Source organism: Curtobacterium sp. PhB146 (assembly GCF_004342995.1).
In the GTDB taxonomy this organism is placed as follows: Bacteria; Actinomycetota; Actinomycetes; order Actinomycetales; family Microbacteriaceae; genus Curtobacterium.
Map to the genome: position 1 here is coordinate 445,880 of NZ_SMBN01000003.1, position 17,458 is coordinate 463,337.

Here is a 17,458-nt window from a genome sequence, read left to right on the forward strand (position 1 = left end):
GACACTGAAGGGAACACCATGGCAGAGCACGACGACGAGACGCTGAACTCGTCCTCGGCTGTCGAGAAGCACGGCACGACCACCTCCCCCGGGATCGCGGTGCTGCCCACCGACCCGTTCGAGAACCCGGGTGAGCCGCCGCACCGCGCGCGCCGCACCGACGTCGACCCGAAGAAGCAGCGCCTGGCCGAGCGTCAGGTCGCGACCTTCTTCTACCTCTCGATCGTCGGCAGCGTCCTCTCGATCGCGGCCTACGTCGCGTTCCCGATCGACTCGAACGACTTCGGGACGGTCCGCACCGCGAACCTCTTCCTCGGCCTCTCGATCGCCCTCGCGCTCATCGCGCTGGGCCTCGGCGCGGTCTACTGGTCGAAGTCGCTCGTCGTCGACCGCGAGATCACCGAGCTCCGCCACGGCACCCGCGGCACGGACGCGACGCGCGCCAAGGCCGTCGAGGCCTTCCAGCTGGCCGACAAGGAGTCCGGCTTCAGCCGTCGCAAGCTGATCCGCAACTCGATGATCGGTGCGCTGGCCGCGTTCCCGCTGCCGGGCATCGTCCTGGTCCGCGACCTCGCTCCGGCCGAGGACCCGAACGAGCTCCTGCGCCACACCTTCTGGAAGCAGGGCCTGCGCCTGACGAAGGACCCGACGGGTCTGCCGATCAAGGCCTCGGACGTGACCATCGGTTCGGTGTTCCACGTCATCCCGGACGGCATGCTCGACTCCGAGCACATGCTCGAGGAGAAGGCCAAGGCCTCCGTCCTCCTCATGCGTCTCGACCCGAAGGACCTCAACCCGTCCAAGGGCCACGAGAACTGGGGCTACGACGGCATCGTCGCGTACTCCAAGATCTGCACCCACGTCGGATGCCCGGTCGCGCTCTACGAGCAGCAGACGCACCACCTGCTGTGCCCGTGCCACCAGTCCACCTTCGATGTCTCGAACAACTGCGAGGTCATCTTCGGTCCGGCCGCACGCCCCCTCCCCCAACTTCCGATCGCGATCGACGACGACGGCTACCTGGTTGCCCAGAGCGACTTCCACGAGCCGGTCGGACCGTCCTTCTGGGAGCGTGAACGCTGATGACCAGCACCCCCACCACCACGGCACCGAGCAGCACGGCCAACAAGCCGGCTCCGGAGCGCGGATCCCGCATCATCGGCGGGGTCTCGAACTACATCGACGAGCGCACCAGCATCTCAGGGCTCGTCAAGGAAGTCGGCCGGAAGATCTTCCCGGACCACTGGAGCTTCATGCTCGGCGAGGTGGCGCTGTACAGCTTCGTCGTCGTCCTGCTCTCCGGTACGTTCCTGACGTTCTTCTTCCAGGCCTCCATGGCCGAGGTCGTCTACAACGGCACGTACGTCCCGCTCAAGGGCGTCGAGATGTCGACGGCGCTCCAGTCCACGCTGGACATCTCGTTCGACATCCGCGGTGGGCTCTTCGTCCGCCAGGTCCACCACTGGGCGGCCCTGCTGTTCGTGGCGTCGATCATGCTGCACATGGCCCGCGTGTTCTTCACCGGTGCCTTCCGCAAGCCGCGTGAGCTCAACTGGGTCTTCGGCTTCCTGCTCTGGGTCCTCGCCATGGGTGAGGGCTTCACCGGCTACTCGCTCCCCGACGACCTGCTCTCCGGAAACGGTCTGCGGATCATCGTCGGCATGATCGAGGGTGTCCCGGTGATCGGCGTCTGGATCGCCTACCTGCTCTTCGGTGGCGAGTTCCCGGGCACCGACATCGTCGGCCGCCTGTACACGCTGCACATCCTGCTGCTGCCGGCGATCCTCGTCGCGGTGCTCGGTGTCCACCTCGTGCTCGTCGTGATCAACAAGCACACCCAGTTCGCCGGCCCGGGCAAGACCAACGACAACGTCGTCGGTGTCCCGATCCTCCCGGCGTTCGCCGCCAAGGCCGGTGGGTTCTTCTTCATCGTCGCGGGCATCATCGCCCTCATCGCGTCGATGTTCACGATCAACCCGATCTGGAACTACGGCCCGTACGACCCCTCGCCGGTCTCCGCCGGTACCCAGCCCGACTGGTACATCGGCTTCGCCGACGGCGCACTGCGCCTGGTGCCGCCGCACTGGGAGGTCGTGTGGTTCGGCTACACGGTGTCGTTCAACATCCTGGCGCCCATCGCGGTCCTGGTGCTGCTCATCCTCGCGATCCTGCTGTACCCGTTCCTCGAGTCGTGGATCACCGGCGACAAGCGCGAGCACCACATCCTGGACCGTCCGCGCAACGCCCCGACCCGCACGGCGATCGGTGCCGCCGGCATCACGCTCTACGCCAGCCTCTGGGCTGCGGCGTCGTCGGACATCATCGCGACCCACTTCCTGGTGTCGATCGAACACGTGATCCACGTGATCCAGGCAACGACGGTCCTCGGCCCGTTCGTCGCCTTCTGGATCACGAAGCGCGTGTGCCTCGCACTCCAGAAGAAGGACCGCGAGATCGTCCTGCACGGCTACGAGTCCGGTCGCATCGTCCGACTCCCCCACGGTGAGTACATCGAGGTGCACGAGCAGCTCGACGAATACGAGCGCTGGAAGCTGCTGCAGTTCAACGAGTACAAGCCGCTCATGATCCGCCCGAACGCCAAGGGGCAGATCACCGTGGTCCAGAAGGCCCGTGCGAGCGTCTCCCGCTTCTTCTTCGAAGACCGCATCGAGCCGGTCTCGAAGGCCGAGCTCGAGGCAGCGCACGCCGCCCACCACGGCCCGGACCTCGAGGGCAGCCACCAGCCCCCGCAGGTCGAGGAAAAGCACTAAGCACGACGACAGGAACCCCCGCCACCACGTGGCGGGGGTTTCTTCGTGCGATGGGCGAAACGCCGCCCCCAGTTCACGGCTGGTTCACCGACACGTGCTGGACTCATCCAGGACGGTGTGGCAACGTGTTGCACCACGCATCCGCCAACGGAATGAGACCCCGATGGACAGCCGGACGGCCGAACACCCCAGGCCGAACCACTTCCTCCTCCACCTCAGCGACACCCACCTCGTCTCCGGCGACGGCGATCTGTACGGCGGGGTCGACTCCGCCGCACGGCTCACCGAGATCGTCGCGGACATCGAAGCATCAGGGACCCGGCCCGAGGCGATCGTCGTCACCGGCGACGTGGCCGACAAGGGCGAACCGGGTGCCTACGCCCGTGTCCGCGAGATCGTCGAGCCGGCTGCCCGCCGGATCGGTGCCCAGGTCATCTGGGCGATGGGCAACCACGACGAGCGCGGCGCGTTCCGTCAGGAGCTCTTCGGGTTGCACCCCACCGACCGTCCGGTCGACTTCGTCTACGACGTGAACGGTCTCCGGGTGATCACCCTCGACACAAGCGTCCCGGGCCACCACCACGGCGAGGTCTCCCCCGAGCAGCTCGACTGGCTGGCCGAGGTCCTGTCCGAGGCTGCGCCGCACGGCACCATCCTGGCGATGCACCACCCGCCCGTGCCGAGCGTGCAGGACCTGACCGTCCTCGTCGAGCTCCGCGACCAGCAGGCCCTGGCCGAGGTGCTGGAGGGCAGTGACGTCCTGTCCATCATCGCCGGCCACCTGCACTACTCGACCAGCGCGGTCTTCGCGGGTATCCCCGTGTCGGTCGCCAGTGCCACCTGCTACACGCAGGACCTCACCGAGTTCCAGGGCGGCACGCGTGGGCGGGACGGCGCGCAGTCGTTCAACCTGGTGCACGTCTACGGCCACAACGTCGTGCACTCGGTCGTCCCGATCGGGCACTACTCCACGGTCGGCGAACCCGTGTCGGCCGTCGAGACCGAGGCCCGACTCGCAGCGCACGGGGTCACGATCCCGCCCGCGGTCGAACCGGCTCCGGTGACCTCGAGCATCCCGGTCTTCACGCTCGACTCGGTGCCGGTCTCCCCCGTCCACCGGTAGGTCGCCGCACTTCGTGAGCAGCAATGGTCGGGTCCGCAGTGCGGACCCGACCATTTGTGCTCACCATGTGCGGTGGGCGTGCGCGCGGGGCGGACGGGAGGCGCGTGGGGGGCCGCCACGGGCCTCCCGTCCGGCCGGTGGTCGCGACCCACCGCGAGACGTGTGTCAAGCGGTCAGCTTGCGTCGTCTGACGGCGCGCGTGCCGACAGGCCGTGACCGGTCGGCGGTCGGCGGTCGGCGACGGGGCGGGGCGGTCGGGAGGCGCGTGGCGGGGCCGCCACGGGCCTCCCGTCCGGCCGGTGGTCATGACCCACCGCGAGACGTGTGTCGAGTGGTCAGCTTGCGTCGTCTGACGGGGCGGGCGCCGACAGGCCGTGACCGGTCGGCGGACGGCGGTCGGCGCCGAGCCCGGAGCGCGTGGCTGGGCTTCGGCGCCGGGCTCGCAGGCTCGCCCGGAGCCGTGGCTGGGTTTCGGCGCCGGGCTCGCAGGCTCGCCCGGAGCGCCCCGGCAGGACGCTTCGCGTCCTAAGCGCCGGGGCGCTCCCACGGCGCAGGGAAGGGGAAGTAGCGCTCGAGGAAGTCGGTCACGCGCTGCGTCCGCTCCTCGTCGCTGACCTCCGGGAAACTGCCGTCGTTCAGGCAGAAGAAGTCCGCGTTCCGCTTCTTGAGCAACTCGTCGAGCGACCGCAGCCCGGACTGCATCGTGGTGTCGATGTAGCGGACGTCGGCGTTCTCCTGCGTGATCGCCCGACCCGTGAGCAACGAGTAGTAGTGGTAGAGCGAGTTGGTCACCGAGATGTTCTCGGCTGCACGGAAGCGCGACGCCGCCGTGGCACGGAACTCGTCGGCGAACTCGTGCTCCATCTCCGTCATGATGGACGACCGGAGCGGGGTGGGCGCGTGCTCGAGGTGCCTGGTGGTGACCGCACCGAACCGCTGCTGCAACAGGCGACGGTTGACCCGCGCGGAGTTCTCGAACCCGCTGCGCGCGGCGTTGTTCACGCCGAGGCCGATGCGGGTGGTGGCGAGGATGAACTTCGACACCGACCCCGGGCTGAAGAACACCGAGGGGTCGACGGTGCGGCCGAAGAACATGTCGTCGTTCGAGTAGATGAAGTGCTCGCTGATGCCCGGGATGTGGTGCAGCTGCGACTCGACGGCCTGTGAGTTGTGCGTCGGCAGCACGGACGGGTCGGCGAAGAACTCCTCGCTGCGCACGATGCGGACCTTGGGGTGGTCGGCGAGCCAGTGCGGCGCGGGTGAGTCCGTGGCGATGTAGATCTGACGGATCCACGGTGCGAACGTGTGCACCGAGCGGAGTGCGTACTTGAGCTCGTCGATCTGGCGGAACCGTGCGGGGGCGTCGTCGCCCTCGCCCAGGACGGCCGTCGCCTGCGCAGCCTGGCGAGCGCGCTGGTACTCGATGGCGTTGCCGTCGACCCACGAGAAGACGATGTCGATCGGGAACCGGATGTCGGAGACGTGGTCGTCGAACATGTGCTCGACGGTGCGCCAGGTGCGGCCGTAGCGCTCGATGTCGACGAGCACGAACTCGTCGACCGGCAGGCTGCGGCGCATCAGGGCGTTCTCGACGGGCGCGAGCACCTCGGTGTCGGTGAGTCGCCAGAACTCGAGCTGCACGCTCGTCTCGGCGCCGTAGCGCAGGCGACCGAGGGGCTCGAGACGCGGGCGGAAGACGCGCAGCACCGGCTCGTCGACGGGCCCGAGACCGTCGTCCTGCACGAGCACGGCCGGTTCCCCGGGGGGCTTCGCGTAGAACGGCTCGTTGACGGCGGCGGCCATGACGGCGCTCTCCGCACGCTGCCGGTCGCGCTCGTCGATCGCGATGACCGGACGCTCGTCGTTGCCGCGGATGAGCAGGTGGTCGACGTCGGCCTCGGTCAGCGCGTCGTCCAGGAACAACAGGTCCTCGATCATCGACTGCTGCGGCGTCAGGTGGCCGTTGAGCAGCGTCAGGCGCCCCTTGCGGACGACGACGTCGGGCCGGTCGAGACCGCCGGAGGACGGTCGAGGGGTCAGCAGAGGACTCTCGGTCACCGGCTCGGTCTCGTCGTTCATCCATGCCCTTCGGGTCGTGCTGCCGGGTCCTGTACCCGACCCTGCGATCCTACCGTCCGCCCGCCCGGTCGGTTCCGCAGGCGGTCAGCGGAGCCGGTCAGGAGGCCCGGGGTGCGTCCGCCTCGCGCGGCACCTTGACGGCGATGCCCACCACGATGAACAGGGCGGCAGCCAGGATCTGCAACGCGGCCCACACCTGGCCGGGGATCGGCACCGTGACCAGGGGGTTCCAGCAGACGGCGACGGCGGCCATCAGCACGGCGGCCCACCACGTCTTCCCGCGCACCGCGAAGACGAGCACGATGAGGGACAGCACCGTGATGCCCCAGCGGGCGAAGACGAAGCCGGACGAGTCGATGATCGCCACGCAGGCGAGCAGGACGATTGCGGCGATGAGCGACGGCGCGAGTGCCGGCCGGGTGAACCCCGGGGTGGCACGGGTGTTCGTCGTCCCCGCAGTCGGTCGGACCGGTGTAGCGGGCACGCCGTTCTGCGACGACCCCACCGGGGGTCGTCCCTTGCGGGTAGCCATCAGGCGGGGGCCTCGTCGAGGTCGATGGCCGTGAAGGACCGGGACATCGGCGGGAGACCCCGCACACGCTCGAGCGCGGGTACCAGCTCGCCGAGGTAGGCCCGGTAGCCCTCGTCGGTGAGGTGCAGGCCGTCGTCGGTGAAGCGGTCGTCGAGGTGTTCGCCGTCCGCCAGCGCGGGCCAGGCGTCGAGGTACTGCGCGTGGCAGGTCGCGACGAACTGCCGCAGGTGCCGGTTCGCCTCCTCGATCTTCGCCGTGTACTCGGCCTGACGGGGCAGGACGGAGACGAGCAGCAGCCGGACACCGGGCAGCTCGCGCCGCAGGGTGACGAGGATCGTCTCGACGTTGCGGACGACGTGTTCCGCGCTCGCCCGGTGGTTGCCGAAGTCGTTCGTGCCGATCAGCAGCACGATCACCTCGGGCTGTTCGGCGACGACCGCGTCGAGCCGAGCGAGCACGCCGTCCGTCGTGTCACCGCTGATGCCCTGGTTCAGGGTCTGCTCGTCGGGGAGCCAGCTGTCCCACGACCCCTGGGCCGTGATGCTGTCCCCCAGGAACAGGACGGGACTGCGTTCCTCGGTCATGCTGCCTCCTCGTTCGCCGGTTCCGGACTCCCATTGTGCTGGGTCCGGTTGCGCTGCGTCGACTCGGTGTTGTCCGACTCGCGCTCGGCGGCCGCGGTGATGCGCTCGACCATGCCGGGGAAGATGATCCCGTGGAAGGGCAGGATCCCGTACCAGTACAGCCGGCCGGGCAGACCCTGCGGGAAGTAGATCGCCCGCTGGTGGTAGTCGCTGCCGCCCTCGGGGTTCGGGGTCACGGTCATCTCGAGCCAGGCGCGCCCGGGTGACTTGAACTCGGCGCGGAGCCGCAGGTAGTGACCGCGCTCGAGGCGTTCGACGCGCCACCAGTCGAGGGCGTCGCCCTGCTCGAGTCGGTCCTGGTCACGACGACCACGACTGAGCCCGACGCCGCCGGCGACCTTGTCCATCCAGCCGCGCGCGACCCAGGCCAGCGGGAACGAGTACCACCCGTTCTCGCCGCCGATCGACTCCACGACGCGCCAGACGTCCGCTGCCGAGGCGGTCGAGTGACGTTTCCGGTCGTCGACGTAGACGGTGTGGCCGGCCCAGTCCGGGTCGGTCGGCATCGGGTCGGCCGAGGCGCTCGACAGGGTGGCGCTCCGCCAGCTCGTCTGCACTTCGCCGGACCGCATCTTGTTCAGTGCGAGTCGGACCGCGCGGCGGTACGAGGTGAGCCCGCCCTCGGGCTGCGGGACGACGTCGTCGATGTCGTGCTCGCGCTGGACGCACTCGAACTGCAGCGACTCGATGATCGGCGTCGCGAGCTTGCGCGGGATCGGGGTGACGGCGTTGAACCAGTGTGCGGCGAGGCGCGGGGTGAGCACCGGCAGGACCGTGATCGGGCGCTGCCGCAGCTTCGCCTCGACCGCGTAGCCGTTGAGCATCTGCCCGTAGCGCAGGACGTCCGGCCCGCCGATGTCGAAGGTGCGGTTGACGTCGGCGGGGACGTCGAGCGCCGCGACCAGGTAGTACAGGACGTCGCGCACGGCGATCGGCTGGATGCGGTTGCGCACCCAGCGCGGTGCCGGCATCCACGGCAGGACGTCGGTCACGTGCCGGATCATCTCGAACGAGGTGCTGCCGGAACCGATGACGACGCCGGCCTGGTAGGCGATCGTCGGCACGCCGGAGTGGAGCAGGATCTCCCCGACCTCCTTCCGGCTGCGCAGGTGCTTCGACAGGTCGCCGTCGGGGTGCAGGCCGCCCAGGTAGACGAACCGGCTGACACCGGCACGCTTCGCCTCGTGCGCCATCGTCTCGGCCGCCTGCCGTTCCGCGGACTCGAAGTCGCCGTCGGCACCCATCGCGTGGGCGAGGTAGTACACGGCCTCGACGCCGTCGACCGCGGCGCGGACCGCGTCGGCGTCCTGCAGGTCTCCTTCGGCCACGTCGACGTCGCTGCTCCACGGGACGTCCTGGAGCTTCCGGGGGTTGCGCACGAACACGCGCACGGAGTGTCCGGCTTCGAGGAGACGGGGGACGAGACGACCGCCGATGTACCCGGTGGCGCCGGTGACGAGGACCTGCATGCCCGGAACGCTACGCGGCACGCCTGACGGGTAGGCTTGCCGGGTGGACAACGCAGCCTTCCCCGTCACCGCCGATGCCGTCCGCGGCCTCATCGACCACGCGATCCTGAAGCCCGAGCTCACCCGCTCGGACGTCGACGCCCAGCTCGACGAAGCCGCCGCGTACCGGGTCTTCAGCGTGTGCGTCCGGCCCAGCGACGTCGCCTACGCCGTCGAGCGTCTCCGGGGCACCGGCGTCGGCGTCGGGACGGTCATCGGCTTCCCGCACGGCACCACGTCCACCGCGGCCAAGGTCGCCGAGTCGCTGCAGGCCCTCGCCGACGGCGCCTTCGAGCTCGACATGGTGCAGAACATCGGCGCCGCGAAGTCCGGCGACTGGGAGCGCGTCGAGCAGGACATCCGCGCCGTCGTCGACGCCGCCGGGTCCACCGTCGTCAAGGTGATCCTCGAGACCGCGTTCCTGACCGACGACGAGATCGTCGCAGCCTCGCGTGCCGCGCAGTCCGCCGGTGCCGCGTTCGTGAAGACCTCCACCGGGTTCGCCGGCGGCGGGGCGACGACCGAGCACATCGCGCTGATGCGCCGCACGGTCGGTGCCGACACGGGCGTGAAGGCCTCGGGCGGTGTCCGCGGGCTCGACACCCTGCTCGAGATGGTGGACGCCGGGGCGAACCGCATCGGCACGAGTGCGTCCGCGCGCATCCTCGACGAGGTCGCGCACCGCGTCGAGACCGGGGCTGCGTCGTCGCAGGGCGACGACACCAGCTCCTACTGACCCACCGCGACACAACCTGATCCACCGCACGACGACCTGACCCGACCGACCCACCACCTGCCAGGCCGGGGCCCACCGGACGCGACGCCGCGTCCGGGAGCCGCCCCGGGCCTCCAGACCGCCGCATCGGAGCGCGCATGTCCAGCACCGCACCCCAGCCCCCCGCCCTCGCACTCGCCGTCGACCTCGGCGGCACCAAGGTCGAGGCCGCGCTCGTCACCGACCAGGGCGTCGTCCTGCCGGGCACGCGCTTCCGCAGCCCCACCGGGCCGCAGCGCACGTCCGACGAGCTGCAGGCCGCCGTCGACGAGGTCGTGACGAGGGCGCTCGCCACGGTCCCGACCGACGCGACCCTGGTCGGCGTCGGGGTCGGCTCGGCCGGCCCCGTCGACGAGGAGCACGGCCTGGTCTCCCCGCTCAACATGCCGGTGTGGCGCGGCCACCCGCTGCGCGACCGCATCGCCGCGCTCGTGCCCGAGGGCGTGCCGGTCACGTTGCGCATGGACGGCCTGGCGATCACGCTGGCCGAGCACTGGGTCGGTGCGGCCCAGGGGTACGACCACGTCATGGGCATGATCGTCTCGACGGGCGTCGGCGGTGGCCTCATCCTGCACGGCCGCACCGTCAGCGGCCCGACGGGCAACGCGGGGCACATCGGGCACGTGGAGTGCGGCGGCTACGACGACCCGTGTGCGTGCGGCGGCACCGGCTGCCTCGAGGCGATCGCCAGCGGCCCGAAGACCGTTGCCTGGGCGCAGCGCCAGGGGTTCGACGGGTCCACCGGCGAAGAACTGTCGGCGGCGTACGCGGCCGGCGACGAGATCGCGGTCGCCGCGGTCAAGCGCAGCGGCCGGGCGCTCGGGCAGGCGATCGCGGCGGCGACGAGCCTCGTCGACCTCGAGGTCGTGGCGGTCGGCGGCGGGTTCTCCCACGTCACGCCGGACCTGTTCGAGTACGCACGCGAAGCGGTGGCGGAGCGCGTCGAGTTCGGGTTCGTGACGAAGGTGCGCATCGTGCCGACGGCGCTGTCGCAGGACGGCCCGCTCATCGGCGCCGCGGCACTCGTGCACCGCGCCGACGTCCTGCGCTGACGTCCTGCGCTGAGCGGACCGCGCCGACGCCGACCTGGAGGCGCGGTGCGGGCCCGCCACGGGCCTCCAGGCCGGTCCGCGGCTTGTCCACAGGCATGTCGGTCGCGTGCGCAGGTCGGGCAGGATGTGCGGGTGCCCCGCCCGCGACTGCTGACCAGTGACGACTGGCCGGAGCCCGAGCTGCGTGCGGCGGTCCTCGCCGGCGAACTCGTCCCAGTCGGACCGTGCTGGGCCTCCCCTGCCGAGCCGCAGACGCCGTCGTTGCGTGCCGCCGCTGCCGCCTGGGTCCTGCGGGATGGGCGGCTGATCGCCTGCACCCTGACTGCCGCGTGGATCTGGGGTGCGGCGTCCAGACTGCCGGCACCGTTCGAGGCCTGCATCCCGCCGCAGGTCCGCGTGCACGTCGGGCCGGACGTGCGCCTGCGGGAGGTCCGGATCCAGGCTGACGACAGCGCCGTCCTCGGAGGGCTGCGGGTCACGATGCCGGCGCGGACCGCGGTCGACCTGCTCCGGATGCCGGGCCTCTCGGCCGGCGCGTTCGGGGAGGCCGAGGCGACGGCCGTGCACGGGCTGCTGGCGATCGGGGCGGTCACCGCGGCCGAACTGCAGGAGCGGCTGACCGCCCTCGGGACGATCCCGATGGTGCGGCAGGCCGAGCGGCGGTTGCGGGGGCTGCAGGACGCCGCTGGGGGCGCTGGGGGCGCTGTCCGGTAGTGCGTCGCGGGTGCGAGCGGTCACAACACCCCGCTCGCGTCCGCCGAGTGGTCGCGAACTGTCGGTCGGCGGGGCCGCAGCCGACGGTTTGTGACCGGTCGACGGGGCCCGCGCGACGTGTCGCGACCGACGGATGGTCGTGCCGCGCGGGGCACTGCCGCGGCGGTGGCCGTGCTCAGCCCGCGCTGACGCGGTAGACGTCGTAGACGGCGTCGATGCGTCGGACCGCGTTCAGCACCCGGTCGAGGTGGATGGTGTCACCCATCTCGAACACGAACCGACTGAGCGCCAACCGGTCGGACGAGGTCGAGACCGTCGCCGACAGGATGTTGACGTGGTGGTCGGTGAGCACCCGGGTGACGTCGCTGAGCAGCCCCGACCGATCGAGCGCCTCGATCTGGATCTGCACGAGGAACACCGACTTCGACGACGGGGCCCACTCGACCTCGATCATCCGGTCGGGCTCGTTCATCAGGGACTTGACGTTCGTGCACGACGACTGGTGCACCGAGACGCCCTGCCCGCGGGTGATGAACCCGACGATCTGGTCGCCCGGCACCGGGGTGCAGCACTTCGCGAGCTTCACCAGGATGTCCGGCGCACCGCGCACCAACACGCCACTGTCGCTCGTGCGCAGCTGACGGCTCGTGACCTGGCGCGGGAACGTGAGCTCTGGTTCGTCGGTCTCGGTGTCGCTCTGGACGCTGCCCAGGACCTTCTCGATGACGGACTGCGTCGAGACGTGCCCCTCGCCGACCGCGGCGTACAGGGCCGAGACGTCGTCGTACCGCATCGACGAAGCGACCTCGGCGATGGTGTCCTGGCTCATGATCCGCTGGAGCGGCAGGTTCTGCTTGCGCACGGCGCGGGCGATGGCGTCGCGGCCCTGCTCGATCGCCTCTTCGCGGCGCTCCTTGGTGAACCACTGCTTGATCTTGTTCCGCGCCCGCGGGCTCTTGACGAACTTCAGCCAGTCCTGCGACGGACCGGAGTCGGGGTTCTTCGACGTGAAGATCTCGACGACGTCGCCACTCGACAGCGAGCTCTCGAGCGGGACGAGGCGACCGTTGACCTTGGCGCCCATGGTGCGGTGCCCGACCTCGGTGTGCACGGCGTACGCGAAGTCCACCGGGGTGGCGCCGGCGGGCAGGCCGATGACCTTGCCCTGCGGCGTGAAGACGTAGGTCTCCTTCGCGCCGATCTCGTAGCGGAGCGAGTCGAGGAACTCCCCCGGGTCGCTCGTCTCGGCCTGCCAGTCGGTGATGTGCGCGAGCCATGCCATGTCCTGGTCGTCGGTGGTCGACGAGGTCCCGACGTCGCGGCCGGCAGCGCGCTGCTTGTACTTCCAGTGCGCGGCGACACCGAACTCGGCGCGCTGGTGCATCTCGTGCGTGCGGATCTGGATCTCGACCGGGCGCCCCTGCGGCCCGAGCACGCTGGTGTGCAGCGACTGGTACAGGTTGAACTTCGGCGTCGCGATGTAGTCCTTGAACCGGCCGGGCAGCGGCGTCCACCGCGCGTGCACCGAACCGAGCATGGCGTAGCAGTCGCGCACCGTCGGCACGAGCACCCGGATGCCGACGAGGTCGTAGATCTCGTCGAACTCGCGACCCCGCACGATCATCTTCTGGTAGATCGAGTAGTACTGCTTCGGCCGCCCCATGACCTCGCCGCGGACCTTCGCGGCCTTCAGGTCCTTCTTGAGCGTGCCGATGACGTTCTGGACGAACTGCTCGCGCTTCGGCTGGCGTTCCTTGACCAGGCTGTCGATCTCGACGTAGAGCTTCGGGTGCAGGACCGCGAAGGACAGGTCCTCGAGCTCGAGCTTGATCATCTGGATGCCGAGCCGGTGCGCGAGGGGCGCGTAGATCTCGAGCGTCTCCTTCGCCTTGCGGGTGGCGGAGGTGGACTCGACGAAGCCCCAGGTGCGGGCGTTGTGCAGCCGGTCGGCGAGCTTGATGACCAGCACACGGATGTCCTTCGACATCGCGATGACCATCTTGCGGACCGTCTCGGCCTGCGCGCTGTCGCCGTACTTGACCTTGTCGAGCTTCGTGACGCCGTCGACGAGCATGGCGATCTCGTCGCCGAAGTCGACCTGCAGCTGGTCGAGCTGGTAGTCGGTGTCCTCGACCGTGTCGTGGAGCAGCGCGGCGGCGATCGTGATCGGCCCGATGCCCAGGTCGGCCAGGATCTGGGCGACCGCGACGGGGTGTGTGATGTACGGCTCGCCGGACTTGCGCTTCTGACCGTCGTGCGCGCGCTCGGCGACCGAGTACGCGCGCTCGATGAGCGTGACGTCGGCCTTCGGGTGGTGGGAGCGCACCGTGCGGATCAGGGTGTCCACGGCGCCGGCCGGCTGGGCGCGGGAGAACAGGCGCGGCAGCAGCGACCGGAGGGAACCGAGGTTGCCCGTCGTGTTCGGTCCGAGGGGGCTGGTCGGCCGCTGGGCGGAGCCGGGGCGGCTCGGCGCGGACGGCTCTTCGCGGGTGTCCGTCATGATGCGCCTCCCAGGACTCGGTCCGAGAGCTCGATCCGAGCTCGATCCGCCAACACTACGCGTGTCCGGTCAGTGCTCGTGAACCGGTTCGCCCTGGGCGTCGCGGACCACCGGTGCGCCGGACTGCTCCCAGGCGACCATGCCGCCGGTCAGGTTGACCGCGGAGACACCGGACTGTTCGAGTGCCGCGACCACCCGGGCCGAACGAGCACCCGAGTGGCAGACGATGATCGCCGGTTCGTCGCCGCCGTCGATCTCCTGCCAGCGGTTCACCAGCTCGGACATCGGGACGAGCGTGGCCTCGGGAGCGTGGACCTCGTCCCACTCCCCCTGCTCACGGACGTCGAACAGCCGCGACCCCGACTCGAGCCGACGACGCGCCTCGGCGACGTCGACCTCGGTGATCTCGATCGGCATCAGGCGGTCGCCTTCGCGTCGGCGTCGGCGTCGGCGTCGACCTCGCGCTGGCGCTTCTCGGCCGCCTGGATCTTCTTGGCGTCGGCCTGCTTGATCTTCGGCTCGTTCTCGCGCAGCTGGGCGTACATCGGCGACGCGATGAAGATCGTCGAGTAGGTACCGACGATGATGCCGATGAACAGTGCGAGCGAGATGTCGCGGAGCGTGCCCGCACCGAGCACGTACGACCCGATGAACAGGATCGCCGCGACCGGTAGCAGCGCCACGACCGAGGTGTTGATCGAGCGGACGAGCGTCTGGTTCACCGCGAGGTTCACCGACTGCTTGAACGTGCGGATCGACTCCTGCGCGGTGTTCTCGCGCACCTTGTCGAAGACCACCACGGTGTCGTAGAGCGAGTACCCGAGGATCGTCAGGAAGCCGATCACCGCCGCGGGCGTGACCTCGAGCCCGACGATGCCGTAGACACCGGCCGTGATCAACAGGTCGTGGACCAGCGCGGCCATCGCGGAGAGCGACATCTTCCAGGTGCGGAAGTACAGCGTCATGAACACGGCGGCCAGGGCGAGGAAGATCACCAGACCGCGGATCGCCTGGGCGAGCACGTCGGCGCCCCAGGTGGCACCGATGAACGTCGCCGCGACCTGGCTCTCCGGCACGTCGTACGCCTCGGCCAGGGCGTCCTGCACCTCGGTCGTCTGACGGTCGGTGAGCTGGCCGGTCTGCACGCGGATGCCGTGTGTCCCGAGCTGGGAGACGCGCGGGATCTCGTCCGAGACGACCCGCTCGACGGTGTCCGTCGCGATGCTCTGGTCGGTGTTCTTGACGTCCGACAGGGTGAACTCGGAACCACCGGTGAACTCGATGCCGAGCTGGTACCCGCCGCGCAGCCACGGGGTGGCGAGCGAGATCACGATCATGATGAGCGCGATGAGGTACCAGGTCTTGCGTCGTCCGATGATGTCGTACGACCGCTTCCCCGTGTAGAGGTCGCTACCGAACTGGCTGAAGCTGGCCATCAGTCGTCCTTCCCGTCCGGCGTCGAGCCGTTGTCGCCGGAGGCCTGCTGGGCCTTCCGCTCCGCGATCGTCTGTCGGCGCTGCGCCTCACCGGCACTGCGCTGGCGCTTGCCGTCCACCACGGGGGCGCGGAACTGCGCACGCCCCTTGTAGACCGCACCGAGCGCCGCTGGGTCGAGCCCGCTGAACTTGTGCCCCTCGCCGAAGAACCGGGTGCGGGAGATGAGCTGCATCATCGGGTGGGTGAAGAGCGCGACCACCACGATGTCGATCAGCGTCGTGAGGAGCAGCGTGAACGCGAAGCCCTTCACATCGGCGACCGCGAGCACGTACAGGGTGACGGCAGCGAGGAAGTTCACCGCGTCGGACGCCAGGATCGTGCGGAGTGCGCGCTTCCAGCCGGACTCGACCGCACTCTCGAGCGCACGACCGTCGCGGAGTTCGTCACGGATGCGTTCGAAGTAGACGATGAACGAGTCCGCCGTGATGCCGATCGCGACGATCAGACCCGCCACACCCGCCAAGGACAGGCGGTAGTCGACGCGCCACGACATGATCGCGATGACCAGGTAGGTCAGGACGGCTGCCACCCCGAGCGAGAGCACCGTGACGAACGCGAGCGCCCGGTACTGGATGACGGAGTAGATGATCACCAGGCCGAGGCCGATCAGGCCCGCGACGAGACCACCGATGAGCTGCGCCGTTCCGAGCGTCGCCGAGATGTTCTCGTTCGACTGCACCTGGAAGTTGATCGGCAGCGCACCGTACTTGAGCTGGTCGGCGAGCGTCTTCGACGACTCGGCCGTGAACGACCCGGTGATCTGTGCCTTGCCGTTGGTGATGGCGGAGTTCGTGGACGGGGCCGTGATGACCGAGCCGTCCAGCACGATCGCGAACTGGTTCTGCGGTGCCTGCAGCGAGACGAGGCGGTTCGTGACGGTGCGGAAGTCCTTCGTGCCCTGGCCGTCGAAGGTCAGGTTGACGGCCCACTGGCCCGTCGACGTGCCCTGCGAGTCGGTGGCCAGACCCGAGGTGGCGTTGCTGATGTTCGCACCGGAGACCTCGACCGGGCCGAGGATGTACTTCGACGCACCGTCGGCGTCACACGTGACGAGGGGCTCGTCGTCCGGCGCCGAGGTGACGTCGTCCGGAGCCGCGCAGTTGTAGTTGGTGTACAGGTCCTGCAGCGCCGGGGTGATCCAGTTGACGTCGCTGGCGTTCGTCGGCTTCGCGCTCGGCGTCGCTGCGAGCGATGCGGGCGGCGAGTACGGCGTCGGCGAGGCGGTGGACTTCCCGTCGTCACCGACGGCGGAGTTCGTCGCGGCCTCGGTGAAGAGCACGGGGCGGAACGTCAGCTTCGCCGCTGCCTCGATGCGGTCGATCGTGGCCTTGTCGGGCCGACCGGGGATCGACACGACGATGTTGTTCGCACCCTGCGTGTTGATCTCGGTCTCGGAGACGCCGGTGGCGTTGATGCGCTGGCGGATGATCTCCACCGCCTGCTGCAGCTGCTGCGAGGTGACCGAGTCGCCCTCGGTGTTCTGCGCCGCGAGGGTCAGCTGCGTGCCGCCCTGCAGGTCGAGTGCGAGCTCCGGTACCCAGCTCGCGCCCTGGTACCACTTGTCCGTGTCGTCCTTCGAGCTGCCGGCGAGGATCGTCGCGGCGGTGTTCAGGCCGGCGAGGATCGCCATCAGGATCACCAACCAGGTGAGCGAGCGCAGCGCCTTCTTGACGGGTGTCGATCGTGCCACCGGTCGTCTCGTCTTTCTGTTCAGGACCGTCGGCGCTCAGGCACGACGGCAGAGGGAAGCCGCCGGGTCAGACGACCCGGCGGCCGAGGGCGTCAGTCGTCGGACTTGCGCTTCGAGTCGGTCTCGTCGAGGCGGTCGTTGTCGACCCGCTCGCCGTAGACCGGCTCCCCGTTGAGTTCGGCGATGGGCTTCGCCTCGTCCTCCGGCGTCGCGGTGGTCTCGATGTCGGAGGCGCTGTCGTCGACGACGCGCGACAGGGTCTGGCGGTGCACGGTGACGACGGTGCCGGGGGCGATCTCGACGTCGGCGGTGACCTTCTCGTCGTCGACGGAGAGGAGCGTGCCGTACAGGCCGAAGGACAGCATCACGCGAGCACCTGGCACCATCTTGGTGGCGAGCTCGCCCTGCTGCTTCTTGCGCTTGCGGCTGTTGTAGAACATGAAGGCCGCGAACGCCACGACGATGACGATGAGGATGACTTCTTGACCCATGATGCAGTTGCCTTCTCTGGTTGCTCGGTTTCGGGCCGTAGCAGTCTAGGGCACGCCACTGTGCGTGGCATGTCACCCGACC

Annotated in this window: 15 protein-coding genes; 6 read left to right on the forward strand and 9 right to left on the reverse strand. The window is 69.4% G+C overall.

The genetic code is table 11. The features are described from left to right. The first annotated feature begins 18 nt into the window (after positions 1–18). The 3 genes from EDF33_RS14175 (at position 19) to EDF33_RS14185 (ending at position 3,894) form a co-directional block, all read left to right on the forward strand. Positions 19–1,083, forward strand: a complete 1,065-nt coding sequence (locus EDF33_RS14175; RefSeq protein WP_111084029.1) for a Rieske 2Fe-2S domain-containing protein — start codon at positions 19–21, stop codon at positions 1,081–1,083. Beyond that, entirely contained in the window at positions 1,083–2,771 is a 1,689-nt protein-coding gene (locus tag EDF33_RS14180) for a ubiquinol-cytochrome c reductase cytochrome b subunit (RefSeq protein WP_132100355.1), read from the forward strand. Before EDF33_RS14175 ends, EDF33_RS14180 begins: the two co-directional genes overlap by 1 nt. Positions 2,772–2,934: 163 nt before the next feature. After that, positions 2,935–3,894, forward strand: a complete 960-nt coding sequence (locus EDF33_RS14185) for a phosphodiesterase (RefSeq protein ID WP_123938020.1) — start codon at positions 2,935–2,937, stop codon at positions 3,892–3,894. Between the two features lie 525 nt (positions 3,895–4,419). Here EDF33_RS14185 and EDF33_RS14190 read toward each other — a convergent pair. The 4 genes from EDF33_RS14190 to EDF33_RS14205 all read right to left on the reverse strand — a co-directional run bounded on the left by EDF33_RS14190 (position 4,420) and on the right by EDF33_RS14205 (position 8,618). Beyond that, positions 4,420–5,973 (reverse strand): stealth conserved region 3 domain-containing protein, encoded by a 1,554-nt coding sequence (locus tag EDF33_RS14190; RefSeq protein WP_123294423.1) that lies wholly within the window; start codon positions 5,971–5,973, stop codon positions 4,420–4,422. A gap of 97 nt (positions 5,974–6,070) precedes the next feature. After that, positions 6,071–6,505, reverse strand: a complete 435-nt coding sequence (locus tag EDF33_RS14195; protein ID WP_200849147.1) for a DUF6804 family protein — start codon at positions 6,503–6,505, stop codon at positions 6,071–6,073. Further along, positions 6,505–7,089, reverse strand: a complete 585-nt coding sequence (locus EDF33_RS14200; protein ID WP_132100356.1) for a GDSL-type esterase/lipase family protein — start codon at positions 7,087–7,089, stop codon at positions 6,505–6,507. Before EDF33_RS14200 ends, EDF33_RS14195 begins: the two co-directional genes overlap by 1 nt. Continuing rightward, entirely contained in the window at positions 7,086–8,618 is a 1,533-nt protein-coding gene (locus EDF33_RS14205; RefSeq protein WP_132100357.1) for an SDR family oxidoreductase, read from the reverse strand. The genes EDF33_RS14200 and EDF33_RS14205 overlap by 4 nt, the downstream gene beginning before the upstream one ends. Before the next feature lie 43 nt (positions 8,619–8,661). On the opposite strand from EDF33_RS14205, the gene deoC reads away from it, so the two are divergent. From deoC to EDF33_RS14220, 3 genes are all read left to right on the forward strand, one after another. Next, the gene (gene deoC / locus EDF33_RS14210) at positions 8,662–9,393 is read left to right on the forward strand and encodes a deoxyribose-phosphate aldolase (RefSeq protein ID WP_123938023.1); all 732 of its coding nucleotides are present in this window, start codon (positions 8,662–8,664) and stop codon (positions 9,391–9,393) included. 137 nt (positions 9,394–9,530) lie between these two features. After that, positions 9,531–10,484, forward strand: a complete 954-nt coding sequence (locus EDF33_RS14215; RefSeq protein WP_132100358.1) for an ROK family protein — start codon at positions 9,531–9,533, stop codon at positions 10,482–10,484. A 132-nt stretch (positions 10,485–10,616) separates the two neighbouring features. Further along, the gene (locus EDF33_RS14220) at positions 10,617–11,198 is read left to right on the forward strand and encodes a type IV toxin-antitoxin system AbiEi family antitoxin (protein ID WP_165918823.1); all 582 of its coding nucleotides are present in this window, start codon (positions 10,617–10,619) and stop codon (positions 11,196–11,198) included. A 175-nt stretch (positions 11,199–11,373) separates the two neighbouring features. Here EDF33_RS14220 and EDF33_RS14225 read toward each other — a convergent pair whose 3' ends face one another. The 5 genes from EDF33_RS14225 to EDF33_RS14245 form a co-directional block, all read right to left on the reverse strand. After that, positions 11,374–13,698: a bifunctional (p)ppGpp synthetase/guanosine-3',5'-bis(diphosphate) 3'-pyrophosphohydrolase gene (locus EDF33_RS14225; protein WP_228505676.1), complete on the reverse strand. Its 2,325-nt coding sequence runs from the start codon at positions 13,696–13,698 to the stop codon at positions 11,374–11,376. A 69-nt stretch (positions 13,699–13,767) separates the two neighbouring features. Then, on the reverse strand, positions 13,768–14,115 hold the full coding sequence (locus EDF33_RS14230) for a rhodanese-like domain-containing protein (RefSeq protein ID WP_131920181.1): 348 nt from the start codon (positions 14,113–14,115) through the stop codon (positions 13,768–13,770). Then, entirely contained in the window at positions 14,115–15,134 is a 1,020-nt protein-coding gene (secF, locus tag EDF33_RS14235; protein ID WP_132100360.1) for a protein translocase subunit SecF, read from the reverse strand. The genes EDF33_RS14230 and secF overlap by 1 nt, the downstream gene beginning before the upstream one ends. Further along, positions 15,134–16,885 (reverse strand): protein translocase subunit SecD, encoded by a 1,752-nt coding sequence (gene secD, locus EDF33_RS14240; RefSeq protein ID WP_123292812.1) that lies wholly within the window; start codon positions 16,883–16,885, stop codon positions 15,134–15,136. The genes secF and secD overlap by 1 nt, the downstream gene beginning before the upstream one ends. Before the next feature lie 92 nt (positions 16,886–16,977). Further along, positions 16,978–17,376: a preprotein translocase subunit YajC gene (locus EDF33_RS14245; protein WP_132100361.1), complete on the reverse strand. Its 399-nt coding sequence runs from the start codon at positions 17,374–17,376 to the stop codon at positions 16,978–16,980. Between the last annotated feature and the right edge of the window lie 82 nt (positions 17,377–17,458).